The organism is Williamsia sp. D3 (assembly GCF_000506245.1).
In the GTDB taxonomy this organism is placed as follows: Bacteria; Actinomycetota; Actinomycetes; order Mycobacteriales; family Mycobacteriaceae; genus Williamsia; species Williamsia muralis.
In genome coordinates this window covers 180,932-205,731 of record NZ_AYTE01000031.1, presented here as the reverse complement: position 1 = coordinate 205,731, position 24,800 = coordinate 180,932, and the positions used below count along the sequence as shown (strand labels likewise).

The following is a 24,800-nucleotide window of genomic DNA, read 5'->3' as shown; positions in this document are numbered from 1 at the left end:
AGCCCCGCTTGCTGCTTCGGCAGTGGGTGTGATCGTGGTGGCCCCGCTGCACAGGCGAATGTTCTGTGGTGGGAGCTCATGGGTGAAACGCTAACAATGTCGGGGTCTTCGCTTTGGCGAGGTTCTGATGCTCATGTCTGCGAGGACGTGGGGCATTGACACACTATTGGGTCCTGAGGGAACACACTGTGAGGTGGGTTTGCTCTGGATTTAACGATGATGCCGGCTGATGCGGGTGCCTGTTATCGCGGAGGGGTGAAGATTCTTCTGCGGGGTGCCGGTTGGTGGGTGTGTGTTGTTTGAGAATTGCACAGTGGATGCGAGCATCTTTATTTTGTTTTGATAATGTTTGTAAGTGTGTAAGAGCGTACGGTGGATGCCTTGGCACCAGGAGCCGATGAAGGACGTAGGAGGCTGCGATAAGCCTCGGGGAGCTGTCAACCGAGCTGTGATCCGAGGGTGTCCGAATGGGGAAACCCAGCACGAGTGATGTCGTGTTACCCGCATCTGAATATATAGGGTGTGTGGAGGGAACGTAGGGAAGTGAAACATCTCAGTACCTACAGGAAGAGAAAACAACATGTGATTCCGTGAGTAGTGGCGAGCGAAAGCGGATGAGGCTAAACCATGGATGTGTGATAGCCGGCGGGCGTGCATTCGTGGGGTTGTGGGATCCATTGTGTCAATTCTGCCGGGTTGGCCAACAGTGAGAAATCGTTGTGTTAGGCGAAGTGGTCTGGAACGGCCTGTCGTAGAGGGTGAGAATCCCGTAGCCGAAAATGTGACGACTGTTGATATGGACACCCAAGTAGCAGCGGGCCCGTGAAATCTGCTGTGAATCTGTCGGGACCACCCGATAAGCCTGAATACTCCCTGGTGACCGATAGCGGACTAGTACCGTGAGGGAAAGGTGAAAAGTACCCCGGGAGGGGAGTGAAATAGTACCTGAAACCGTGCGCTTACAATCCGTCAAAGCTGATGCAGTCTTTAGTGGCTGGTTGGTGATGGCGTGCCTTTTGAAGAATGAGCCTGCGAGTTAGTGCTCGGTGGCGAGGTTAACCCGTGTGGGGTAGCCGTAGCGAAAGCGAGTCCGAATAGGGCGTTAGAGTCGCCGGGTCTAGACCCGAAGCGGAGTGATCTACCCATGGCCAGGTTGAAGCGACGGTAAGACGTCGTGGAGGACCGAACCCACTTCAGTTGAAAATGGAGGGGATGAGCTGTGGGTAGGGGTGAAAGGCCAATCAAACTCCGTGATAGCTGGTTCTCCCCGAAATGCATTTAGGTGCAGCGTCGCATGTTTCTCGCTGGAGGTAGAGCTACTGGATGGCCGATGGGCCCTACAAGGTTACTGACGTCAGCCAAACTCCGAATGCCAGTGAGTGAGAGTGCGGCAGTGAGACTGCGGGCGATAAGGTTCGTAGTCGAGAGGGAAACAGCCCAGATCGCCGGCTAAGGCCCCTAAGCGTGTACTAAGTGGAAAAGGATGTGGGGTCGCGAAGACAACCAGGAGGTTGGCTTAGAAGCAGCCACCCTTGAAAGAGTGCGTAATAGCTCACTGGTCAAGTGATCCTGCGCCGACAATGTAGCGGGGCTCAAGTACACCGCCGAAGCCGCGGCACTCACACGTTAGCCCGTCTTTCTCCTGCGGGAGTTGGACTAGGTGTGTGGGTGGGTAGGGGAGCGTCCTGCATCCATGGAAGCATCGGAGTGATCCAGGTGTGGAGGGTGTGGGAGTGAGAATGCAGGCATGAGTAGCGAAAGCGAAGTGAGAAACTTCGCCGCCGAATGACCAAGGGTTCCTGGGCCAGGCTAATCCGCCCAGGGTGAGTCGGGACCTAAGGCGAGGCCGACAGGCGTAGTCGATGGACAACGGGTTGATATTCCCGTACCCGTGTAGTCGCGTCCGTGATGAATCAGCAGTACTAACCATCCTGAAGATCAAGGGTTACCTTCGGGTTTCGTTTGGTTGGATGCATGGGACCTTTGCTGGTAGTAGTCAAGCGATGGGGTGACGCAGGAAGGTAGTGGGGCCAGTCAGTGGTTGTACTGGTGTAAGCCTGTAGGGAGAGACATAGGCAAATCCGTGTCTCACATATCCTGAGAGGTGATGCGTAGCCGAATGAGGCGAATTCCATGATCCTATGCTGCCGAGAAAAGCCTCTAGCGAGTGGCGACACGGCCCGTACCCCAAACCAACACAGGTGGTCAGGTAGAGAATACTAAGGCGATCGAGAGAACTGTGGTTAAGGAACTCGGCAAAATGCCCCCGTAACTTCGGGAGAAGGGGGACCACGTCTGGTGATCAACTTTTCGTTGTGAGCTGGGTGTGGTCGCAGAGACCAGAGAGAAGCGACTGTTTACTAAAAACACAGGTCCGTGCGAAGTCGTAAGACGATGTATACGGACTGACGCCTGCCCGGTGCTGGAAGGTTAAGAGGACCGGTTAACACTTCGGTGTGAAGCTGAGAATTTAAGCCCCAGTAAACGGCGGTGGTAACTATAACCATCCTAAGGTAGCGAAATTCCTTGTCGGGTAAGTTCCGACCTGCACGAATGGCGTAACGACTTCTCTGCTGTCTCAACCACAGACTCGGCGAAATTGCATTACGAGTAAAGATGCTCGTTACGCGCGGCAGGACGAAAAGACCCCGGGACCTTCACTATAGCTTGGTATTGGTGTTCGGTTCGGTTTGTGTAGGATAGGTGGGAGACTGTGAAGCATGCACGCCAGTGTGTGTGGAGTCGTTGTTGAAATACCACTCTGATCGTATTGGATATCTAACCTCGGACCATGATCTGGTTCAGGGACAGTGCCTGGTGGGTAGTTTAACTGGGGCGGTTGCCTCCTAAAATGTAACGGAGGCGCCCAAAGGTTCCCTCAGCCTGGTTGGCAATCAGGTGTTGAGTGTAAGTGCACAAGGGAGCTTGACTGTGAGACGTACATGTCGAGCAGGGACGAAAGTCGGGACTAGTGATCCGGCACCGGCAAGTGGAAGCGGTGTCGCTCAACGGATAAAAGGTACCCCGGGGATAACAGGCTGATCTTCCCCAAGAGTCCATATCGACGGGATGGTTTGGCACCTCGATGTCGGCTCGTCGCATCCTGGGGCTGGAGTAGGTCCCAAGGGTTGGGCTGTTCGCCCATTAAAGCGGCACGCGAGCTGGGTTTAGAACGTCGTGAGACAGTTCGGTCTCTATCCGCCGCGCGCGTAAGAAACTTGAGGAAACCTGTCCCTAGTACGAGAGGACCGGGACGGACGAACCTCTGGTGTGCCAGTTGTCCTACCAAGGGCACCGCTGGTTAGCTACGTTCGGAAGGGATAACCGCTGAAAGCATCTAAGCGGGAAGCCTGTTCCAAGATGAGGTTTCTCACCCTCTTAGCAGGGGTAAGGCCCCCCACAGACCATGGGGTAGATAGGCCAGAACTGGAAGCCCGGTAACGGGTGCAGGTGACTGGTACTAATCGGCCGAGGACTTACAACCAAAACAAATAACACTTGTTTCGCATCCACTGTGCAATATCTGAAACAACACACACATCTCAAAAATAAATAGGCCAGAAGATGTGTGTACTGGTTTCATAAAGTTACGGCGGCTATAGCGGAGGGGAAACGCCCGGCCCCATTCCGAACCCGGAAGCTAAGCCCTCCAGCGCCAATGGTACTGCACCCTAATCAGTGTGGGAGAGTAGGACACCGCCGAACACAACTTACTGAAGCCCCCCGCTTACGCGGGGGGCTTCAGTGCTTTCTCGGTACATCCACGTCGAGCAGACTCCGTGGAGACGGTCTTTGCTTAGATGAGTCCATGGCATCCCTGGTCACCGGTCCATCGCTGGTCGAGTCTTACCTCCAACACATCCACAGTTCGTGCTACGCCGGCGGGGGCGGCGAGCTGGCGGATTACATCCCAGAACTGGCCCAGGTGGACCCAAATCGGTTCGGGCTGTCCCTGGCGCTGCACGATGGCTACGTCTACTCGATCGCCGACGCGGATATCGGTTTCACCATCCAATCGGTGTCGAAACCGCTCACGTACGCGCTTGCGTTGACCCACAAGGGTTTTGATGCGGTTGACGAACGTATCGGTGTCGAACCGTCCGGTGAGGCGTTCAACGAGATCAGCGTGGATTCTCGTCGACGGCCAAGGAATCCGATGATCAATGCCGGGGCCATCCTCTCCGCTTCTCTGCTTCTGGAGACTCAACCGGACGTGGACAAGGCGTTCACCGCGCTACTTGAGTTCTACTCGGCGTGCGCAGGCAGGCAGCTTGCACTCGACGCCGACGTCTACGCGTCCGAGATGCGGACCGGCGCACGCAACAGGGCGATCGCGTACATGTTGCAGAGTTTCGGGATGCTCCGGGCGGCGCCGGAGGACGCGATCGATCTGTACTTCAGGCAGTGCTCGCTGGTCGTCACGACGGACGACCTGGCAACCATCGGGGGCACCCTTGCCAACGGCGGTGTCAATCCGCGCACGGGTCGGCGGGCAGTTGGGCAGGCGGTTGTCCAGCGGGTGCTGAGCGTGATGACCACCTGCGGAATGTACGACGGGGCCGGCGACTGGGTGACCACCGTCGGGTTGCCTGCGAAAAGCGGCGTCGGGGGCGGAATCATGGCCGTCCTGCCCGGACAGTTGGGGATCGGTGTCTACTCGCCGCTGCTCGATGAGCACGGCAACAGCGTGAGGGGAGTGAGCGCGTGCAAGCGCTTGTCGTCCGACCTTGGGCTGCATATGTTCAACGTGGCTCGAGAGAGTCGGGTGACCATCCGGTCGTTCTATTCGGCACGGGAGATCGACATCGTGTCCGACAGGTCCGACCATGAACGGCGATATCTGAACGGGCAACGGGATCGCATCCGGATTTATGAACTCCAGGGCGATCTGACCTTTTCGGGCACCGAGAGCGTCCTGCGGCGATTGCGTGCTGCCGTCGCGGAGTTCGATGTCGCCATCCTGGACATGAGCCGCGTCGATCACGTGGACCAGGTATCCCGCTCGATGTTCTCCGGTGCCAGCGAGAACATCAACGGAGCCGCACGGACGGCAGTGATCGTCGATCCCGACGGAGTCGTGGTGCGGCGCAATGCGCACGTCGCCGAGCCGAGTCCTGGCGCGGAGTATGTGGTAACCACGATGAGAGAGGCAATCACGCGAGCGGAGGACTTCCTGTTGAAAGTTGCGGTGGACCGTACCTAGGCCGGTGCGTCCCCGGAATCGTGCAGAGACAGCAACGTGAGCGCCGCGAGAGTCTGCCCATCGCAGATCTGGCCGGCTCTCACCGCTGTCCGGACCTCGGCGACCGTCCACCATCGCGCGTCCATGTCCTGCTCCTCGTGCTCTCGTGCGGCTGTTCCCGTGTGTAGGCCCTCGGCGAGAAACACCACTTGCCGCTGACTGCTGAATCCTGGCGCCACGTCCAACACCCCGATCTGGGTGAGACTGTCGGCCACCAGACCCGTCTCTTCCGCCAGCTCGCGAACAGCGAGATCCGGCGGCGGAACGTGTGCACGATCGGGGGCGGTACCGGCGGGGAACTCCCAACGTCGCGCCCCCACCGCGTACCGGAATTGTTCGACGAGAAAAAGCCGGTCGCCGTCCCGTGGGATCACCACAACGCCCGTCGGCTTGTCGACCACGCTGTAGATCCCAGGACTCCCGTCGGCTCGGAGTATCTGATCTTCTCTCAACGACATCCAGGGGTTGGCATAGATTTCCGAGGAGGAGACTCGTTTGATCGACACAAGGACCACAATATGGCCGACCCCGGCACGGCGTGGAGAACGTGCGCTCGTGCGCGCCTAAGGTGGACGTCGTGCGTCTAGTTATCGCGACATGCCAGGTGGACTATGTGGGCCGGTTGACAGCCCATCTGCCGAAGGCCCGTCGACTCCTGCTGATCAAATCCGACGGCTCGGTGAGCATCCATGCCGACGACCGTGCGTACAAGCCACTCAACTGGATGAGCCCGCCGTGCTGGCTGGTGGAGGAAGATCCCGCCACCTCTGACGGGCCGCGGCTGTGGGTGGTGACCAACAAAGCCGGTGAAGAGCTCCGGATCACCATCACCCACATCGAGCACGATTCCAGTCATGAACTGGGTGTCGACCCCGGCCTGGTGAAGGATGGCGTTGAGGCGCACCTGCAGGAGCTTCTGGCTGAGCATGTGGAGACGCTCGGCAGCGGGTACTCCCTGGTGCGGCGCGAGTACATGACCGCGATCGGTCCGGTCGATCTCCTGTGCCGGGACGCCGACGGTGTGTCGGTGGCCGTGGAGATCAAACGCCGCGGGGAGATCGATGGCGTCGAACAACTGACCCGCTATCTGGAGCTGATGAATCGCGACCCTCTACTGGCTCCCGTGCAAGGGGTGTTCGCTGCCCAGCAGATCAAGCCGCAAGCGCGGACGCTGGCAACCGATCGCGGAATACGCTGCGTCACACTCGATTACGACAAACTCCGGGGGACCGAGAGTACCGAGTTCCGGCTGTTCTAGGACGGGCGCAACGGTGCTGGAGCGGATCGAACCCGGGCCTGACGGCACCGACTATTACGTGCGGCCCATCTCCGGGCAACGTGCGGTCAAGGACTATCGCTGCCCACACTGCAGTCAGGTGATCTTCGTGGGTACACCCCATGTGGTCGCGTGGCCGGTCGACGACTATGGCGGGCCAGATCGCATCGATGACCGCCGCCATTGGCACACCGGATGCTGGCGCAGACGCATCCACAGGCGGCGTCCAACCAGGTGAAGACGAGTGGTCGGGAAAGTCACCTTGGCCCGACCTCGTCAGCCGTCGCGGTGATCAGCGGTAGGAGGCGCTGACCGTGTCGTTGTCAGCGGCCGCGGCCTCGTCTGTGTCGCCATCGTGCTCGGCTGCGTCGGTGGTGTCCGCGGGCACTTCCGAATCCCGTTCGCCGGCAGCTTTATTCGGTTGATCGAGCCGCGCGTTCTCGGACAGGTCCTTGTTGAGCAGGCCCTTGGTGTCCGGGTCGAGTAGTTCGGGCTCGTTCTCGACCTCGGCGAGCAGCTGTGGCACATCGTCGAGCTGACTTCGCACCTCGGCGAGTTGCGCCAGCATGCGAGCGCGCAGTGTTCGGATCTGCTCGGTGACTTCCTGTGCCCGAGTGATCCTTTCGGTGGCCGCCGAGGCCGCGCGTTGTCGGGTGCTCTCCGCTTCTGCTCGCGCGGTGTCCAAACGCTCTTTCGCCTCGGCCTTGCTGGTGGCTTCGAGCTGCTTCGCCTGCTCCAGGGCTTCCTTGCGGCGGGCGGCCATCGTGGTGTCGAAATCTTCTTGGATGCGCTCGCGATTGCTCTGCGCCCGGGCATCGAGTTCCTCGGCCTTGGCTTTGGCGTCGGCGAGGATGCGCGCCGACTCCTCGTGCGCGGCATGCATGGTCGACTCATGCTCGGCGTTCATCGCCTCGCGACGCTCGTTCATCTCCTGCGTCTGCCTGGCAATATCCTGGCGGTGCTCTTCGGCTTCTTGCCTGGCTATCGAGAGAGTCTCTGCCGCTTCGGCTTCCGATCGTGCCCGGATCTCCGACGCCTCGTCGGACGCAAGTCGCAACATGCTCGAGACGCGTTCGCTCATGCCTTGCACCGTGGTCGGGGGTACCGAGAGCTTGTTCACCTCACGGCGGAGCTCTTCGATCTCCTCGCGCGCGAGTTCCAAGTTGTCGGCGAGTTCGCGCGCATTCGCGGTGGCAGCGTCACGATCTGCGGCTATGACTCGCATCTCGGCGTCGAAACGACGAAAGAAGTCGATGACCTGATCACGGTCGTAACCGCGCATGACCGTGGCAAAAGGCAGTCCGGACGCAGATGTGGCCTCGTGAGATGGCATGGCCGCAATTTTACGCTGCACGGGCGCCAAAGCGGTTCAAGCCGGTGGACAGCATGAACTGTGTTACCGCACTGCAACGCTGGGCTACTGCCGGCCAGGCGCACCAGCCGTGAAGGTGAAGAACGGGACCGACTCAGTGAGCGGCTGCAGGCTCCACCAGTTCGAGGAGGACACCACCGGCATCCTTGGGATGGATGAAGTTGATGCGGGAGTTCGCGGTGCCGCGGCGGGGTGCGTCGTAGAGCACCCGCAACCCGTTGGCGACGAGCCGCCGGGTGACCTCTTCGACGTCGGTGACGCGCACGGCCATCTGCTGCAAACCCGGGCCGTTACGGTCGATGAACTTGGCGATGGTGGACGTTTCGTCGATGGGGGAGAGCAGCTGGATCAGAGCGTGCGACTTCTCGGCGCCTGCAGGCCCGACCATCGCTTCGACGACGCCTGGGCTTCGTTCGTCTCCTCGTGCAGGCACACCAGGCCCAGGTTGTCGAGATACCAGGCCTTGGCCGCCTCGAGGTCGGGGACGGCGATACCTACGTGGTCGATCGCGGTGACCAGTTCGCCGATGGATGTCAGTACCGCTGACTGGGGGTTCTGTTCCGGAGCACTCATGGTCTAAAGGTAGCGTTGTGAGTGGTTGCGCCACCATTCAGCCAGCTTTGACGAGAGGTCAGAAGTAGATGTCGACATCGGTAATAGTATCCGGAGCCCGCACCCCGATCGGACGATTGATGGGTTCGCTCAAGGATTTCAGCGCAGTGGACCTGGGCGCGATCGCCATCCGCGGCGCCCTGGAAAAGGCCAAGGTTCCTGCCTCCGAGGTCGAGTACGTGATCATGGGTCAGGTCCTGGGCGCTGGAGCCGGACAGATGCCCGCCAAGCAGACGGCCGTCAAAGCCGGTATCGGTTGGGACGTCCCGGCCCTGTCCATCAACAAGATGTGCCTGTCGGGCATCGACGCGATCGCACTGGCCGATCAACTGATCCGCGCCGGTGAGTTCGATTGCGTGGTGGCCGGTGGCCAGGAGTCGATGACCCAGGCTCCGCACATCCTCCCGGGTAGCCGTGGTGGGTTCAAGTACGGCAACACCGAGCTGGTCGACCACATGGCTTTCGACGGCCTCCACGATCCGTTCACCGATCAGCCGATGGGCGCGCTGACCGAGCAGCAGAACGACGTCGAGTCGTTCACCCGCGAACAGCAGGACGCGTACGCGGCAGAATCCCACCAGCGTGCGGCCGCGGCCTGGAAGAACGGCCTCTTCGCCGACGAGGTGGTCCCGGTGAGCATCCCGCAGCGCAAGGGCGATCCGATCGAGTTCGCCGAGGACGAGGGCATTCGCGCGGACACCACCGCAGATTCGCTCGCTCGGTTGCGTCCGGCGTTCCGTAAGGACGGCACGATCACCGCAGGCAACTCGTCGCAGATCTCGGACGGTGCCGCGGCGGTCGTGGTGATGAGCAAAGACAAGGCAACCGAGCTGGGACTGGAATGGCTGGCCGAGATCGGGCCCCACGGCGTGGTCGCCGGACCGGATTCCACGCTGCAGCACCAGCCGTCGCGGGCCATCCTGAAGGCCTGTAAGCGTGCCGGCATCGAACCTGCCGACCTCGATCTCGTCGAGATCAACGAGGCGTTTGCCGCAGTGGGCCTGGCGGCCACCGCCGAGCTGGGGCTCAGTGACGACAAGGTCAACGTCAACGGCGGTGCGATCGCCTTCGGTCACCCGATCGGTGTGTCCGGCGCACGGATCACCCTGCACCTTGCCTTCGAACTGGCCCGTCGCGGCGGCGGCACCGGGGCCGCAGCGCTCTGCGGAGCCGGCGGCCAGGGTGACGCTTTGATCATCAAGGTGCCCGCGAAATGATCTCCACCGACCTCACCGCAAAGATTTTCCGTGTCGTCGCCATCGCAGAGGCCGTGACCTGGCTGGCCCTGCTGGTCGCCATGTTCTTCAAATGGGTCCTCGGCCATGAAGAGGCGGTCGCCATTCCGGGTATGACGCACGGGGTGGTCTTCGTGGCCTACATCGTGGTCGCCTTGTTCACGGCGTGGCGCCTGCGGTGGAGCCTGGTCACGACCGGGCTGGCCCTGGTTGCGAGCATCCCGCCGTTCGGAACCCTGATCTTCGAGATCTGGGCGAAGCGGAACGGGCATCTCGACGGGACCGACGCCCCGACCCGGGCCGCCACCTCCTGACAACGCATACCGCCGCCACCGCGCACGCGTCACGTGCCGTGCGCGTGGCGGTGTCCGGCATCTTTGCCCTCAACGGTCTGTTGGCATCGATGTGGGTCGCCCACATCCCGGTGATCCAGGACCGGACGGGCGTCGACAACGCGACTCTCGGTGGGCTGTTGCTGGCGTTGGGCGCATCGGCGTTTGTCGGCATGCAGCTGCTCGGACCGCTGATCGACCGTTTCGGCTCGCGGGGACCCACTGTGATCAGCGCGATCGCGTTGGCTGTTGCGATCGTTCTGCCGGGGCTGGCCACCGGACCGATCACCCTCGCCGCGGCAATGGTGATGTTCGGATTCTGCAATGGTGCCCTCGATGTCTCCATGAACACGCAGGCCGTGCTCATCGAACGGATCTACGGCCGCCCGATCATGTCCTCGATCCACGGGTTCTTCTCGATCGGCGGACTGGTCGGCTCAGGGGTGGTTGCCGCCACCCTGGCGGTGGACGTGCCCCTGCTGGCCACGTTGGGGACTTGTTGCGCACTGGCGATCTGTTGCGCTCTGCTGTTGTCGAACACCCTGATCACCGGCTACGCCGACGAAGAGCCAGGCGAAACCGGCGAGACAGGTAACGCCGCCGCGTCGCGGCGGCCGTGGGGAAGGATCGCCCTGCTGGCCGCGGTGGCTTTCGGTCTGATGCTGGCCGAAGGAACCGCCTACGACTGGAGTGCGCTGTACCTGGTGGAACGATACGACCAGCCCGAGGCCATCGGAGCAATCGCGTTCGGCGCGTTCAGCGCCACGATGGTGGTCGGGCGGTTCTCGGCCGACACGGTGAGTGCGCGGCTGGGGCCGGTTGCGGTGGTGCGCCTGGGATCTGCGATCGCCATGGTCGGTATGACGTTGGTCATCTGTTCGCCGACACCGGTGCTCAGTGTCATCGGATGGGCGATCTTCGGCCTCGGAGTGGCAGGCGGGGTGCCGCAGCTGTTCACCGCAGCCGGCAACATCTCCACCCGGTCCAGCGGCCAGACCATCTCACTGGTTGTCGGGTGCGGGTACGTCGGAATGCTGGCCGGACCCGCGGTGATCGGTCCGGTGAGCAGTTGGTTCTCTCTCGGCACCGCGCTCTGGATCGCTGCAGCCGGCATGGCGTTCGCGTTCGTGGCGGCGCCGGTGGTCCGACCGCGTGCCGGTGACGCCGGGTCTGCGCAGAAACCTGCGTCCGCTGCTGGCGAACGCGGGCGGACCGGGGCACCACACGGTCTCTGACCGTGCCAGACTGGACGGGTGAGCAGACCGCAACCACGTCAACAGGCTGCTGCCCGAGCTGCAGCGGCGATGTCCGGGGCAGTGGACCTGTCCGTTCTCAAAGAGCGGGCCGATGCCCAACGCGCACAACCCAACCGGCCGGCGACGCCGCCCGCGTCGGGCCCGCCCACCTCGGCGTCACCAGTGCCGGCAGGCGGCGCCTTTCCTGCCGTCTATGACGTCACCGAAGCCGACTTCGAGTCCGATGTCGTCGCACGTTCGGAACAGGTGCTGGTACTCGTCGATCTCTGGGCAACCTGGTGTGGGCCGTGCAAACAGCTCTCACCGACGCTCGAAGCCCTTGCCCAGCAGTCAGGGGGCAAGTGGGTGCTGGCCAAGGTCGACGTGGACGCCAATCCCCGCATCGCGCAGCTGTTCGGGGTCCAGTCGATCCCGACCGTGGTAGCAATCGCCGGGGGCCAACCGGTGTCGGCTTTCGCCGGCGCACAGCCGGCCGCCCAGATCCAGGGGTGGGTCGACGACATCCTGGCCAAGTACGAACACACCTTCACCGGAGCTCCGGCTGACGACTCCGATGAGCCGCAGCCCGAACCGGTCGATCCACGGATGGCCGCGGCCGAAGACAAGCTGAACAGTGGCGACATCGACGGTGCTCTCGCCGACTACAAAGACATCGCGGCGTCCGAACCCGACAACGTCGAGGCCGCATCGCTTGTCCGCAATCTCGAGTTCGTATCGAGGGCACAAAGCCACAATCCCGCGTCGCTCACGGACCTCGAGGCCGATGACGTCGATGGCCACCTGGCGGCCGCGGATGTCGAACTGTTGAATCAGCAGCCGGAGGCAGCCTTCGACCGCATCGTTGCGGTGATCGCGAAGACCGGCGGCGACGAACGGACCAGGGCAAGGACCCGACTGCTGGAACTGTTCGAGCTGTTCGACCCGGCGGAGCCGTTTGTGGTCGCGGCCCGGCGCAAGCTGGCAACCGCCCTGTACTGACCGACCTGTACTGACCGACCTGCACTGACCGACCCTGTACTGACCGGCCCCTGACGGCCGATTCAGCAATGACTTGTGTCGAGACCTACGGGTCGTAGCGGGCGCAGCCCTTCTCGTCACCGAAGTAACCGGCCGAGAAGGCCGCGATTCGTGAGAACCCGCTCGGCAACGACCGACCGGCCACATCGCTGGCGACCGCGCCACTCACGAGTAGACCCGACACCAATTCGTCGAGGTCACCTCCGCGCAGCGTGAACGTGCCGGAGTCCGCTGTCGACCGTGCCCACCGGCCGGTGAAACAGGCAGCCCGGGCCGCGGTCACCGGCTGGTCCAGCACTTGGCCTCGCGCGCGCTGTGTCGCAAGTGAATACCGGGAGGCGACAAGCGAATACGCACTGAAGTCCCCACCGATGAAGCTCGGCAGCCCAGACGGTCCGCTGGTTCCGTTGGTCGCGATCAGGGCTAGTTCATCAGGGTCCATCGAGACGGTGTTGGTGTCCGGGCAGAACGCGACAGGCAGCGCGGCCTGTTGGTCGGACGTCCGGCTGCACGGTTGCTCGATGCGGTCGGTGAGCACCGACGGCCGGGCGGTGTCCGGCAGGTCGAAGAACGCCTCGACCGACTGCACCACCGACTCCAGGCCGGCTTCGGTGAACGGGGAGGTGTCGATGGCCCCGGCATTGTCGAATCTCGGTGGCATCTGGTCACGCAGGTCGTCGATCGTCAGTTCGGTGATCGCTGCGCACGTCGCCGGTCCAGACCGAAAACCCTTCTCGAACGCGAGGGCCCGCTCGAAGGCGGTGCCGTGATCCGACCGGCCCCGACGGCTGTCCCGTGCGGAGATCAGCGCGGCCACCGCGGTGTTGAGCCCGTCCCCGGTGTTGATCTGAAGGAACTCGCCGTTGCCTTCGGCGATCCATCGGATGAAGTTCCCGGAGAGACAGTCGGCCTGCTGCTCGCTGACGATGGGCGAGGTGTCCTTGTCGAAACCGCCGATCATCTGGATGTAGTGGCCGTATTCGTGCGCGATCACCGTGACAGGCGCCATCGGACCGAATGCGTCCGCCAAAGCAGGCATCAGAACTCCGCGGTCCCAACCGATCTCATCGCGCGTGGGGCAGAAGGCCGCGTTGACCTGACCGAAGGTCGGCTCGTTGCAGAACAGCACCGACCGGCTCTGGGGAGACTCGGCATCCCATGAGACGAAGGACAGGCCGGTTTTGAAACTCGTTTTGAAGGCGGGCTCGAATGCCTGCTTCCAATACGTCTCCAGGTCCGCCAGCGCTGCACCCATCAGGTCGTCGATCTCACCATCGTCGCCCCCACGGATGTCGAGCGCCGTGTCCGCCGCGTCATCACGGAGTCCGTTGGGCCCATCTGAGACGGGAAGCCCGGCGACGGTGAACGGGTCGGAGTACGCCGACACCGCTTCACCGCTGACCACCTGAAGCTCGTCGCGCGTCGCGCACGCCGATACGAGCATCAGACAGGCCCCCACCAGCGCACCGATCAGAACCGGCGTTCGCCGGGAGCTATGGGCCACGACCAAACTCTAGCCGCGCCGATCCGTGCTAGTTGGTGGCGGCTGCCGGAGTGAGCCAGATGGCACCGTTCGCCGGAAGCGTCAGGCGAGCGCAGGCCGGCCGGCCATGCCACGATTCCTCCTCGGCGATGACCTGTCCGAGATTGCCTTCCCCGCTGCCGGCGTAGGACGGCGCATCGGTGTTCAGCACTTCGTCCCACGAACCCGTCAGCGGTAGTCCCACCCGGTAGTCGGTTCGAGTGGTTCCGGAGAAGTTGAATACGCAGGCCATCACCGAACCGTCGGATCCCCACCGCAGGAAACTGATGATGTTGCCCGCGGTGTCGTTGGCGTCGATCCAGGAATAGCCATTCGGCGTGATGTCCTGGCTGTAGAGAGCGGGGTGACGTTTGTAGACGCTGTTGAGGTCGGAGACCAGCGACTGGACCCCGCTGTGCAGCTCACCTTCCCAGCCCTCGAGTTGCTCCCAGGCCAGGCTGCGCTCCTCCGACCACTCAGGGGTCTGTGCGAACTCCTGACCCATGAACAACAGTTGCTTGCCCGGGTGGGCCCACATGTACGCGAGCAGCGCGCGGACCCCTGCCGCCTTGGTCCTGGAATCTCCCGGCATCCGCGACCACAGCGTGCCTTTGCCGTGCACCACCTCGTCATGGCTGATCGGCAACACGAAGTTCTCGCTCCACGCGTACATCAGCGAGAAGGTGATCTCGTGGTGATGGAAGCTGCGATGGATCTGGTCACGCCCGAGGAACCCGAGCGTGTCGTGCATCCATCCCATGTTCCACTTCATCGAGAAGCCGAGGCCTCCGAGGTTGGTGGTGCGGGTGACGCCCGGCCACGAGGTGGACTCCTCGGCGACCGTGACCACCCCGGGGTGATGCTTGTGGACGGTCGCGTTCATCTCCTGGATGAACTGCACGGCCTCGAGGTTCTCGCGGCCGCCGTGGATGTTCGGCGTCCAGCCCCCTTCGGGCCTGGAGTAGTCGAGGTACAACATCGATGCGACGGCGTCCACCCGTAAGCCGTCGATGTGGAACTGGTCGAACCAGTAGAGCGCGTTAGCGACCAGGAAGTTACGGACCTCGTTGCGTCCGAAGTCGAACACGTACGTGCCCCAGTCGAGCTGCTCGCCTCGCTGAGGGTCGCCGTGCTCGTAGAGCGCGGTCCCGTCGAAGCGGGCCAGCGCCCAGGCGTCCTTCGGGAAGTGGGCGGGCACCCAGTCCACGATCACGCCGATCCCGAGCGAATGCAGATGGTCGACGAAGAACCGGAAATCGTCAGGACTCCCGAAACGTGACGTGGGGGCGTAGTAGGAGGTGACCTGGTAACCCCATGAACCGCCGAACGGGTGCTCGGACACGGGCAGCAACTCGACGTGTGTGAAGCCGAGTTCGACGACGTAGTCACCGAGTTGTTCGGCCAGCTCACGGTAGGTGAGACCTTGTCTCCACGAGCCCAGGTGGACCTCGTAGACGCTCATCGGTTCGATGGTGGCGTCGGACTCTTCACGCTGGGCAACCCATGTGTCGTCCGACCATTCGAACGACGTCTCGGGGATGACAGATGCGGTCTTGGGCGGGATCTCGGTGGCGCGGGCCATGGGGTCGGCCTTTTCGCGCACCACCCCGTCATTGCCGGTGATCCGGTACTTGTAGGTGGTACCCGGTCCGATGTCGGGGATGAACACTTCCCACACCCCGCTGGAACCGAGGGACCGCATCGGCGCCGTGTGACCACGCCAGCCGTCGAAGCTCCCGATCACGGTGACGCCCTGGGCATTGGGTGCCCACACGGCAAAACTCGTCCCGGTCACCTCGCCGTCAGGTGTGGAGTACACACGTGATTGCGGCCCGAGGATCTCCCAGAGCCGCTCGTGGCGGCCTTCGGTGAAGAGATGAATGTCGAGTTCGCCGAGACTCGGCAGGAATCGGTATCCATCGGCGACCACGAACTCTCGGTCCGCCACACCCGATTCGTCCGCGGGATAGCTCACCCGGTATCGGTAGTCGATCAGGTCGGTCAGCGGCACGGCCGCGACGAACAATCCCGATTCCTGGTGTGTCAGTGGGTAATCGACTCCACCGATCACGGCGCTCACCGACACGGCATCGGGTTTGAGCGTACGCAGGATGGTGTGGTCACCGGCCGGATGTGCGCCCAGTAGACCGTGCGGATTGTGATGTGTACCCGACAGCAATCGATGCAGATCACCGTCGGTCACAGCTGCGTCGGGGGCCTCGGAGGCGGCGGCGCTCATGACGGAGTCCGGAACGACAGGGCCGCGCGGGCCTCTTCGGGCATGGGGGGCAACGCGACCACGTGGGCCACCTGACGCCAGGGTTCGAGCCGAACATAGTTGGCCTGACCCCAGTGGAAGTTCTCGCCGGTCACCTCGTCGACTCCGCTGAAGCGGTCCTGCCAGTCATAGCCGAGTGAGGGCATGTCCAGCCACAGGGTGGATTCTTCTGCTCCATAAGGATTGATGTTCACCACGACAACCACCGTATCCCCGGTTTTCGGATCGAACTTCGAATATGCGATCAGTGCGTCGTTGTCCACGTGGTGGAACTTGAGGTACCGCAGCTGTTGGAGCGCCGGGTGCCGCCGGCGGATCTCGTTGAGCGAGCGAAGCCAGTTCTCCAACGACTCGCCCCGGCTTGCAGCACCTTTGTAATCCCGTGGCCGGAGCTGATATTTCTCCGAATCCAGGTATTCCTCGCTGCCCTCGCGTACCGCTTGGCCCTCATACAACTCGTAGCCGCTGTACACGCCCCACGTCGGCGACAGCGTTGCCGCCAGCGCGGCACGTAACGCGAACATCCCGGGGCCGCCGTGCTGCAGACTTTCGTGCAGGATGTCGGGCGTGTTGACAAAGAGGTTGGGGCGGGCAATGTCGGCGTTCTCGGCCAGTTCGTTGCCGAACTCGGTCAACTCCCACTTGGCGGTCCGCCACGTGAAGTAGGTGTAGGACTGCGTGAACCCGAGTTTCGCCAGGCCGTAGAGGCGGGCGGGCCGGGTGAATGCCTCGGCCAGGAACAGCACGTCGGGGTCGCGCTTCTTCACCTCGATGATCAGCCACTCCCAGAAGTCTGGTGGCTTGGTGTGAGGGTTGTCGACCCGGAAGATCTTGACGCCCTGCGCAACCCAGTGCAACACCACCTTGAGGACGCCTCTGAATATCCCGTTGCGGTCGTCGTCGAAGTTCAGGGGGTAGATGTCCTGATACTTCTTGGGTGGATTCTCGGCGTAGCGAATGCTGCCGTCGGGTTCGATCGTGAACCAGTCGGGGTGCTCGGTGGTCCACGGATGGTCCGGAGCGCATTGCAACGCCAGGTCGAGAGCCACCTCCATGCCGAGCTCCTCGGCGCGGTGGCGGAAGTAGTGGAAGTCGTCGAGAGACCCGAGGCGGGGATGGATCGCGTCGTGGCCACCGTCTGCAGACCCGATGGCCCACGGGGAACCGACATCCTCTGGTCCAGCGGTGACGGAGTTGTTCGGGCCCTTGCGATTCACCTCTCCGATCGGGTGGATCGGGGGCAGGTAGACCACATCGAACCCCATGTCGGCGATGCGGGGAAGATCCTCGGCAGCAGTCAGGAAAGTGCCGTGAACCGGATGTCCCTCGTTGTCCCATCCGCCGGTGGAACGAGGGAACAACTCGTACCAGGATCCGAACAGTGCCCTGGTGCGGTCCACCCAGACCCGGTAGGTGCGGCTTTTGGTGATCAGTTCGCGAACGGGGTGATCAGTGAGCAATTGAGCTACTTCGGCCGAGAGTGCCGGGCCGACACGATCGGGCAGAGCAGCATTGTCATCACGCAAGGATGCCGATGCGCCCGCGACGACGTCGCGATCACTCGGGGGGACGAGGTCGAGGGCCCGGTCCAGGAGGCGGGCCCCGCGCTCGATGTCGTTGGCGAGCTCCGCACTTCCCTGACCGGCGGCGAGCTTCTTGTCCATCGCGTCGCGCCAGGTGGTGAATGGATCACTCCATGCGTCGATGCGGTACGTCCAATATCCGATGCTGGTCGGACTGAAGACGGCGTTGAAGGTATCTGGTTCTGCTGCCGGGACCATCCGGACGTCGACGGTGCCGCCGCGTGCGGGACCTTCCACGTGCAGAGTGGCCGCCACCGCGTCATGGCCTTCGCGCCAGACTGTTGCGGTGACTGGAAAAGTCTCTCCGACAACCGCTTTCGCGGCAAACTGTCCGGAAGAGACTACCGGGGCAATGTCATCGATCCCGATGCGCCCTATCAATGAGTCCGCCACCTTTCGAGAGTGTTGTCGCCCAACGCTGTCATGTCGTCGCGTGCACCACCACCGTAGGCGACCCGGGCCCGATCGGCTCGGGGTCGGACACCCTCACCCGGCGCCGCGCCCTGCAATCGGGTCAGTGCACCCCGTACCAGCTGGGCATCGGTGGTCCGCCAGAAAGGTGGTAACGACGCGAGTAGGTAGTTTCCATACCGTGCCGTCGCCAAACGTGAGTCGAGCACGGCCACCACTCCGCGGTCGGACGTCGACCGGAGTAGACGGCCCGTACCTTGCGCCATCAGCAACGCCGCGTGGGTGGCAGCGATGGCCATGAATCCGTTGCCTCCTCGGGCCGCGACCGCACGCTGACGCGCCATCAGCAGAGGATCGTCCGGTCGTGGGAAGGGGATCCGGTCGATGAGGACGAGGTTGAGTGACGGGCCTGGCACGTCCACTCCCTGCCACAACGAGAGAGTGCCGAACAGACAGGTCTTCTCGTCGGCGGCGAACTCTTTCACCAGCGCCCCCGTCGCGCCGTCGCCCTGGCAGAGGACCGGGAGCTCGATCCGGGTGCGGACGGCCTCGGCCGCCTCTTTGGCGGCGCGCATCGAAGAGAACAGCCCGAGCGTTCGGCCGCCTGCGGCGGTGATCAATTCCACCATCTCGTCGAGCGTGCGGGCGGAGATGCCGTCGCGGCCCGGTGCAGGCAGATGTTTTGCGACATACAGAATTGCGGCCTTCTGATGGTCGAAGGGGGAGCCGACGTCGAGCCCGTTCCACCTCATCTTCTTCTCGTCGGACGGCGGCGGCTTGCCGATCGCGGTGATGCTCTGAGCAGATTTGGTTGCCTCGGAGTCGACGTCGGATCCGGCATCGCCGCTGCGGTGTGGCGGCAATCCCCAGCCGGCCGCCAAGCCGTCAAATGAACCGCCGACGGTCAGTGTGGCCGATGTCAGGATCACTGTCGCCTTGGCGAACAGTGAGGCACGCAGCAGCCCGCCGACTGACAGGGGGGCCACCCTGAGCACGCGTTTGCGTTCACCTCGCACCAGGTCGTCCCCGACCCAGACGACGTCCAGGCGGCGCGATTCGTCGGGATCGTCGAACGCGGCCAGAATCCGTACGGCGGTGTCGTGCATCTCTTCAAGAGAGGTGAGCGCGGCCGAGCGGGCGGCACTGGCGTCAGCGTCCACCTCGCCACTTCGTTTGGCGGGCCCGATGGCGGTGTGCGCCTTCCACAGACGGTCACGCAACGACGCGAGTGCCAGCGGCGCGCCGTCGGGGAGCCCGCTCCATCTGCCGGGTTCGAGCTGTTCGAGGAGGGACTCGATCAACTCGCCGCTGCCCTCGATGTCGTCGGCGATCTCCTGGTCGATCAACTTCCCGCAGCGCCGGGCCACACCTGCGATGGAGGTGCCCGAGATCTCTGCGGTGGCCACAGCTGTGATCCGGTCGGCGAGTTCGTGGGCCTCGTCGACCACCACCACGTCGTGGTCGGGCAGGATCGTCGCCTGGCTCATCGCGTCGATGGCCAGCAGCGCGTGGTTGGTCACAACGAGATCGGCCGCGCCTGCCTTCGCCTTGGCCTTCTCGGCAAAGCAGTCGGCCCCGTACGAGCAATTGGTTGCTCCCAGGCACTCTCTCGCGCTGACGCTGACCTGTCGCCAGGCACGGTCCGATACGCCGGGCTCGAGGTCGTCGCGGTCACCGGTATCGGTATCCGACGACCATTCGCGTACCCGGGTGACCTCGCGTCCCATCCGAGATGCGGTGAAAGCGTCAAAGAGTTCCCCGTCGGGTTCCTCGATGGTTCCGGCATGGATCTTGTTGAGGCACAGATAGTTTCCTCGACCCTTGAGGATGGCGAACTCTGGTGCGCGGCCGAGGGGTTTGGTGAGCGCTTGTGCGGTGCGCGGCAGATCGCGGTCGACGAGCTGGCGTTGCAAGGCGATGGTCGCAGTCGACACCACCACCGTGTGCCCGGTGTCCACGGCATGGCGCAGCGACGGCACCAGGTAGGCGAGGGACTTACCGGTTCCGGTGCCGGCCTGGACGGCAAGATGTTCCCCGGTGTCGATCGAATGTGCCACGGCCGAAGCCATTTTGAGCTGACCATCGCGTTTGGCGCCTCCGAGCGCCTGCACCGCGGAGGCGAGCAGTTCGGGTACCTCGGGTATGGACGTCACCGTGATCTTCCACGGCGGCTCAGGTCTGTGTCATGCCACCAGATCATGCGGGACGGTCCGCCGCGGACACGCCGGTGATCACGCCGATGCCGGCCTCGGTCATCCGGGCAACGGCTGTCTTGGTGGTGTCCGGGCTGACTCCGGCGGTGTAGCGCAACAACACCCGTGTGGTGAATCCGGACGCCTGTGCGTCGAGCGCGGTCGCCACCACGCAGTGGTCGGTGGTCAGGCCCACGATGTCGACGGCGTTGATCTGCTTGTCTCTCAACCAGTCCGCCAGTCCGGCACCGGAATCGTCGAATCCCTCGAACCCGGAGTACGCCGCGCTGTATTCACCCTTGCTGAACACGGCATCGAGTGTGTCGGTGGCAAGCGAGGGGTGGAAGTCCACTCCCGGTGTCCCCTTGACACAGTGCGGTGGCCAGCTGTCGACGAAGTCGGGGTTGTCGGAGAAGTGGTCGCCGGGGTCGATGTGATGGTCGCGGGTGGCCACGATCGCGTGGTACCCGTGGTCGCGGCTGATGTAAGCGGTCACGGCTGCGGCGACGGCACCACCGCCTTTGACGGCAAGAGATCCGCCTTTACAGAAATCGTTCTGTACGTCGACGATGAGCAAGGCGGTGCGGATGGGTTCGCTCACATCATTCCCCTCACGGTGCGATGAATCGGGTCGGGATGGCGGGATCCCCATGCGAGAGTCCCAAACCTTCCCACGGAAGCGAGACCAGGCCTGCGGCGAGGTGGTCACGCGATTCGGTCAGTGACGGTAGGCCTTCCACCGGTTTGCCGCCCCTGACGAGTGGGATCTGAAGCGGGCGGGCGGGCAGATCGAGAGTCGGTTCAGAGCCACCGCACGGGTAGATGACCTCCTCGACAATGGTGCCGGACTGTTTGGCGGTACGGACAGCGGTCTTGGCCCCGCCACGAGACTCCTTGTGACTGGCGCGTTTTGCGACCGGGAGTCCGTCGACCTCCACGAGCTTGTAGACCATACCTGCTGTCGGCGCACCGGATCCGGTGACAAGTGACGTGCCCACCCCGTAGACGTCGACCGGCTCGGCGCGTAGCGAAGCGATCGCGTATTCGTCGAGGTCTCCCGACACCACGATGCGTGTGCCGGTGGCACCTAGGTCGTCGAGTTGCTTGCGGACCTGGCGGGCGAGCACCCCGAGGTCGCCGGAGTCGATACGGACGCCACCGAGCTGGGGCCCGGCGACCTCGATCGCATTGGCGACACCCTGCGTGATGTCGTATGTGTCCACCAGCAAGGTGGTGCCGACACCGAGTTTGGCGATCTGGGCCGCAAAGGCGGTCTTCTCGTCGGGTCCGTCCGCGGTGGTGTGCACCAGGGTGAACGAGTGTGCGCTGGTACCGGCGCTCGGTACACCGTGGCGGTGGGCGGCTTCGAGGTTCGACGTGGCCGAGAGCCCGGCCAGGTACGCGGCTCGCGACGCGGCGACGGCCGCCTCCTCGTGGGTGCGTCGTGACCCCATCTCGATGATGGGCCGTGACCCGGCCGCGGTGACCATCCGGGCGGCGGCCGACGCGATGGCGCTGTCGTGGTTGAGCACGGACAACGCCAACGTCTCGAGCATGACGGCTTCGGCGAACGTGCCGCGGACGGTGAGGATGGGCGAGCCGGGGAAGTAGAGCTCGCCCTCGGCGTATCCGTCGATGTCTCCGGAGAACCGATAGTCGGCGAGCCAGGAGAGCGTCTCGTCGTCGAGGAACTTCTCGACCACCGCAAGCTGTTCGGGTCCGAAGGTGAAGTTGGTGAGCTGATCGATCAGACGGCCGGTACCTGCGACGACGCCGTAACGACGCCCATCGGGCAGCCGCCGCGCGAAAACCTCGAAGGTGCACGTTCGATGGGCGCTCTGGTCGGCGAGTGCTGCGGCGACCATGGTGAGCTCATATTGATCGGTCAGCAGCGCTGTGTTCGAAGCGGTCACTATCGGTACCCTAGGGCCATGCGCGGACAGATGATGACCGCACCGCACCACTTCGGCCCTGTGTCGGCAGCGGGCGACGGTCAGCACGAGGCTACCCCGTCGAGTACCGCCGTCGCCGAACGTGACCAGGCAGTTGATCGACCTTGGGTGACCATCGTGTGGGACGACCCGGTGAACCTGATGCGATACGTCACGTACGTGTTCCAGAAGCTGTTCGGATACAGCGAGACACGGGCGGCGGAACTGATGATGCAGGTGCACACCGAGGGCAAGGCGGTCGTGTCGACCGGTGACCGCGACAAGGTCGAATTGGATGTCCAGAAGCTCCACGCGGCAGGTCTATGGGCCACGATGCAGCGGGACAGCTGAGCCGCGTGCGCAATTGGAAACGGCGTGGTTCCGGCGAACGGCTCCGGATCACCACCGAATTGGACTCACACGAATCCGACTTGATCGCATCTTTGGTCACGTCGATGACCGAGTTGCTCGACGAACGACAGTCCACGGCACCGTCCGACGAACTCGCTGATCTCACCGGAATCGAGGCAGGACACTCCGAACCGCCGTCAGACGTGACGCTGGGACGCCTGTTCCCAGATTTCCATCGACCCGACCAAGACGAATCGACGTCGGTGGATGCGGTCACCGGCGATCTGAACGGCGCCCTGCGCAGTCTGCACGAGCCGCACATCATCTCGGCGAAACAACAAGCGGCACAAGCAGTTCTGGACTCTTTGCCCGATGGCGGCGGACCGGTATCGCTCACCGAGGCCGAGGCCGATCAGTGGCTTGCGGCGATCAACGACGTACGGCTCGCGCTCGGTGCGATGATCGGGATCAGCGAGTCGACTCCCGATCAATTGCCCGAGGGTGATCCGATGGCTGCTCACCTCGACGTCTACCACTGGCTGACGGTTGTCCAGGAACTTCTTGTCGTCGCCCTCATCGGGAAATGATCGCGATGTCGGCCCGAACGTGAGGAACAAGCCATGATTCCGGGGCCGACCGACTCGATCGCCGACGTGCGCGGCGTACGAGTCGGACATCACCATCGGGTCGACGACAAGGTCAGCGTCGCCACCGAGGATCAGGCCGGCGCGGGCTGGGCCACGGGCACCACCGTCGTGCTGCTGCCTGACGGTGCAGTCGCGGCCGTCGACGTACGCGGCGGGGGTCCCGGCACTCGCGAAACCGACCTCCTCGATCCCACCAACACTGTGCAGCAAGCCCATGCCGTGGTCCTCACGGGTGGGAGCGCCTACGGTCTCGCCGCTGCCGACGGGGTGATGACCTTCCTGGAGGAGCGGGGCACGGGTCTGGTCATGGACACCCGCGGTTCGGTGGTCCCGATCGTTCCCGCCGCGGTGATCTTCGACCTCGCGGTGGGTGACTGGTCGGCGCGGCCGGATCGCGAGTTCGGGGAGCGGGCGGCCGCAGCGGCGAGCACCGATGTGACATCCGGTTCGGTGGGCGCAGGAGCCGGGGCGCGGGCCGGCGAACTGAAAGGTGGCGTCGGATCGGCGAGCGTCAGCATCACCAACGGGCCGGCCACAGGCATCACAGTGGCGGCGCTCGTGGTTGCGAATCCGGTCGGTGCAGTGATCGATCCGTCCACCGGTGTGCCCTGGGGTGCGGGTCCCTCAGAACTCGACTACTACGGGCTGCGTCCTCCCGCACTCGAGGAGATTGCTCAACTACGTTCGCTCACAACCAAATCGACGGCACTGAACACCACGATCGGGGTGATCGCCACCGATGCCGCTCTGGACCCAGCATCGGCCACAAGGGTTGCGATGACAGCGCACGACGGTCTGGCACGAGCCATTCGGCCGGCGCACTCGCCGCTTGACGGGGACACATTGTTCGCTGTGGCCACCGGCGCGGTGACACCGACCCCGGGGGAGGGCGAGGCGCCGGCGATCCCGATGGGGATGAACCAGCAAGCTGCCCTTGTAGCGGTGATCGGGGAAGCGGCGGCCACTGCCGTTCAGCGGGCCATCGTCAAGGCTGTCCTGTCGGCTGATCCGGTTGCCGGAATACCGTCCTACCGGCAGACGTTGCCTTCAGCATTTGCACTTCGGTGACGGGTGCGTGACAACGGAGGTGGGAGTGCTCAACATCAGTCGATCGCTGGTGGACCAGATGGTGGCGCACGCCCGCGCCGACCATCCCGACGAGGCATGCGGGGTGATCGCTGGACCGGAGGGTTCGGACCGGCCCGAGCGGTTCATCACGATGACAAACGCAGAGCGCAGCCCCACGTTCTACCGCTTCGACTCCGGCGAGCAGCTCAAGGTGTGGCGCGAGATGGATCGGGCCGACGAGGAGCCCGTGGTGATCTACCACTCGCACACCGCGACCGAGGCCTACCCGAGCCGAACCGACATCTCGTTCGCATCCGAACCGAACGCCCACTACGTGCTGATCTCCACCCGCGACGCCGACAGCGAGGAGATCCGCAGTTACCGGATCGTTGACGGCTCGGTCGCCGAAGAACAGATCACGATCGACGACCGCTAGCCGTGTGCCACGACGCACACCACAGCTCGGCCACACAAA

Annotated in this window: 19 protein-coding genes, 2 rRNA genes and 1 pseudogene; 13 read left to right on the top strand and 9 right to left on the bottom strand. The window is 63.4% G+C overall.

What is annotated here, in order from left to right:
* Positions 1 to 349: 349 nt before the first annotated feature.
* The 3 genes from W823_RS49085 to glsA all read left to right on the top strand — a co-directional run bounded on the left by W823_RS49085 (position 350) and on the right by glsA (position 5,203).
* Positions 350 to 3,484 (top strand): 23S ribosomal RNA (locus W823_RS49085).
* Between the two features lie 104 nt (positions 3,485 to 3,588).
* Positions 3,589 to 3,705, top strand: a 5S ribosomal RNA gene (gene rrf / locus W823_RS49080).
* A gap of 103 nt (positions 3,706 to 3,808) precedes the next feature.
* A complete protein-coding gene (gene glsA, locus W823_RS49075; protein WP_023960647.1) occupies positions 3,809 to 5,203 on the top strand; it encodes a glutaminase A in 1,395 nt (464 codons plus the stop codon).
* On the opposite strand, the gene W823_RS49070 is transcribed toward glsA, so the two are convergent.
* On the bottom strand, positions 5,200 to 5,700 hold the full coding sequence (locus W823_RS49070) for an NUDIX hydrolase (protein ID WP_081729870.1): 501 nt from the start codon (positions 5,698 to 5,700) through the stop codon (positions 5,200 to 5,202). The genes glsA and W823_RS49070 overlap by 4 nt on opposite strands.
* Before the next feature lie 119 nt (positions 5,701 to 5,819).
* On the opposite strand from W823_RS49070, the gene nucS reads away from it, so the two are divergent.
* Both nucS and W823_RS57420 read left to right on the top strand, forming a co-directional pair.
* Entirely contained in the window at positions 5,820 to 6,500 is a 681-nt protein-coding gene (gene nucS, locus W823_RS49065; protein ID WP_031332865.1) for an endonuclease NucS, read from the top strand.
* A 13-nt stretch (positions 6,501 to 6,513) separates the two neighbouring features.
* Positions 6,514 to 6,756, top strand: coding sequence for an ATP/GTP-binding protein (locus W823_RS57420; protein ID WP_189339403.1), 243 nt, complete (start codon positions 6,514 to 6,516; stop codon positions 6,754 to 6,756).
* 54 nt (positions 6,757 to 6,810) lie between these two features.
* Here W823_RS57420 and W823_RS49060 read toward each other — a convergent pair whose 3' ends face one another.
* The gene (locus tag W823_RS49060) at positions 6,811 to 7,851 is read right to left on the bottom strand and encodes a hypothetical protein (protein ID WP_023960642.1); all 1,041 of its coding nucleotides are present in this window, start codon (positions 7,849 to 7,851) and stop codon (positions 6,811 to 6,813) included.
* 133 nt (positions 7,852 to 7,984) lie between these two features.
* Positions 7,985 to 8,463, bottom strand: a pseudogene (mce, locus tag W823_RS49055) (methylmalonyl-CoA epimerase).
* A 68-nt stretch (positions 8,464 to 8,531) separates the two neighbouring features.
* Between mce and W823_RS49050 the strand changes: the two are divergent.
* The 4 genes from W823_RS49050 to trxA all read left to right on the top strand — a co-directional run bounded on the left by W823_RS49050 (position 8,532) and on the right by trxA (position 12,303).
* Positions 8,532 to 9,719 (top strand): acetyl-CoA C-acetyltransferase, encoded by a 1,188-nt coding sequence (locus W823_RS49050; protein ID WP_023960641.1) that lies wholly within the window; start codon positions 8,532 to 8,534, stop codon positions 9,717 to 9,719.
* Positions 9,716 to 10,051: a DUF3817 domain-containing protein gene (locus W823_RS49045; RefSeq protein ID WP_023960640.1), complete on the top strand. Its 336-nt coding sequence runs from the start codon at positions 9,716 to 9,718 to the stop codon at positions 10,049 to 10,051. Before W823_RS49050 ends, W823_RS49045 begins: the two co-directional genes overlap by 4 nt.
* A gap of 89 nt (positions 10,052 to 10,140) precedes the next feature.
* Positions 10,141 to 11,304 carry an MFS transporter gene (locus W823_RS49040; protein ID WP_081729868.1) on the top strand — a complete coding sequence of 388 codons (1,164 nt, stop codon included), beginning with the start codon at positions 10,141 to 10,143 and terminating at the stop codon, positions 11,302 to 11,304.
* Positions 11,305 to 11,373: 69 nt separating this feature from the next.
* Positions 11,374 to 12,303: a thioredoxin gene (gene trxA / locus W823_RS49035; protein ID WP_023960638.1), complete on the top strand. Its 930-nt coding sequence runs from the start codon at positions 11,374 to 11,376 to the stop codon at positions 12,301 to 12,303.
* Between the two features lie 85 nt (positions 12,304 to 12,388).
* Here trxA and W823_RS49030 read toward each other — a convergent pair whose 3' ends face one another.
* Genes W823_RS49030 through W823_RS49005 form a run of 6 tightly spaced genes read right to left on the bottom strand, consistent with a single transcriptional unit; the run spans position 12,389 to position 22,241 of the window.
* Positions 12,389 to 13,846: a hypothetical protein gene (locus tag W823_RS49030; RefSeq protein ID WP_152538125.1), complete on the bottom strand. Its 1,458-nt coding sequence runs from the start codon at positions 13,844 to 13,846 to the stop codon at positions 12,389 to 12,391.
* Positions 13,847 to 13,874: 28 nt separating this feature from the next.
* Entirely contained in the window at positions 13,875 to 16,103 is a 2,229-nt protein-coding gene (gene glgB / locus W823_RS49025) for a 1,4-alpha-glucan branching protein GlgB (protein WP_023960636.1), read from the bottom strand.
* Positions 16,100 to 18,106, bottom strand: coding sequence for a maltotransferase domain-containing protein (locus W823_RS49020; RefSeq protein ID WP_031332862.1), 2,007 nt, complete (start codon positions 18,104 to 18,106; stop codon positions 16,100 to 16,102). The genes glgB and W823_RS49020 overlap by 4 nt, the downstream gene beginning before the upstream one ends.
* A complete protein-coding gene (locus W823_RS49015; RefSeq protein WP_023960634.1) occupies positions 18,103 to 20,289 on the bottom strand; it encodes an ATP-dependent DNA helicase in 2,187 nt (728 codons plus the stop codon). The genes W823_RS49020 and W823_RS49015 overlap by 4 nt, the downstream gene beginning before the upstream one ends.
* Before the next feature lie 43 nt (positions 20,290 to 20,332).
* Entirely contained in the window at positions 20,333 to 20,929 is a 597-nt protein-coding gene (locus W823_RS49010; protein WP_023960633.1) for an isochorismatase family protein, read from the bottom strand.
* Between the two features lie 10 nt (positions 20,930 to 20,939).
* Positions 20,940 to 22,241: a nicotinate phosphoribosyltransferase gene (locus W823_RS49005; protein WP_023960632.1), complete on the bottom strand. Its 1,302-nt coding sequence runs from the start codon at positions 22,239 to 22,241 to the stop codon at positions 20,940 to 20,942.
* Positions 22,242 to 22,274: 33 nt separating this feature from the next.
* On the opposite strand from W823_RS49005, the gene clpS reads away from it, so the two are divergent.
* Genes clpS through W823_RS48985 form a run of 4 tightly spaced genes read left to right on the top strand, consistent with a single transcriptional unit; the run spans position 22,275 to position 24,761 of the window.
* The gene (clpS, locus tag W823_RS49000) at positions 22,275 to 22,610 is read left to right on the top strand and encodes an ATP-dependent Clp protease adapter ClpS (RefSeq protein ID WP_099385040.1); all 336 of its coding nucleotides are present in this window, start codon (positions 22,275 to 22,277) and stop codon (positions 22,608 to 22,610) included.
* Between the two features lie 5 nt (positions 22,611 to 22,615).
* Positions 22,616 to 23,197, top strand: a complete 582-nt coding sequence (locus W823_RS48995; RefSeq protein WP_031332857.1) for a DUF2017 domain-containing protein — start codon at positions 22,616 to 22,618, stop codon at positions 23,195 to 23,197.
* A 33-nt stretch (positions 23,198 to 23,230) separates the two neighbouring features.
* Entirely contained in the window at positions 23,231 to 24,325 is a 1,095-nt protein-coding gene (locus tag W823_RS48990) for a P1 family peptidase (RefSeq protein ID WP_023960629.1), read from the top strand.
* 25 nt (positions 24,326 to 24,350) lie between these two features.
* Positions 24,351 to 24,761, top strand: a complete 411-nt coding sequence (locus W823_RS48985; protein WP_031332855.1) for a Mov34/MPN/PAD-1 family protein — start codon at positions 24,351 to 24,353, stop codon at positions 24,759 to 24,761.
* Positions 24,762 to 24,800: the final 39 nt, after the last annotated feature.

Excerpts from the sequence above, each read along its gene's own strand:
- glsA (WP_023960647.1), top strand. The coding sequence starts at position 3,809 with ATGGCATCCCTGGTCACCGGTCCATCGCTGGTCGAGTCTTACCTCCAA.
- W823_RS49070 (WP_081729870.1), bottom strand. The coding sequence starts at position 5,700 with ATGTCGTTGAGAGAAGATCAGATACTCCGAGCCGACGGGAGTCCTGGG.
- W823_RS49060 (WP_023960642.1), bottom strand. The coding sequence starts at position 7,851 with ATGCCATCTCACGAGGCCACATCTGCGTCCGGACTGCCTTTTGCCACG.
- W823_RS49050 (WP_023960641.1), top strand. The coding sequence starts at position 8,532 with ATGTCGACATCGGTAATAGTATCCGGAGCCCGCACCCCGATCGGACGA.
- W823_RS49045 (WP_023960640.1), top strand. The coding sequence starts at position 9,716 with ATGATCTCCACCGACCTCACCGCAAAGATTTTCCGTGTCGTCGCCATC.
- W823_RS49040 (WP_081729868.1), top strand. The coding sequence starts at position 10,141 with ATGTGGGTCGCCCACATCCCGGTGATCCAGGACCGGACGGGCGTCGAC.
- trxA (WP_023960638.1), top strand. The coding sequence starts at position 11,374 with ATGTCCGGGGCAGTGGACCTGTCCGTTCTCAAAGAGCGGGCCGATGCC.
- glgB (WP_023960636.1), bottom strand. The coding sequence starts at position 16,103 with ATGAGCGCCGCCGCCTCCGAGGCCCCCGACGCAGCTGTGACCGACGGT.
- clpS (WP_099385040.1), top strand. The coding sequence starts at position 22,275 with ATGACCGCACCGCACCACTTCGGCCCTGTGTCGGCAGCGGGCGACGGT.
- W823_RS48990 (WP_023960629.1), top strand. The coding sequence starts at position 23,231 with ATGATTCCGGGGCCGACCGACTCGATCGCCGACGTGCGCGGCGTACGA.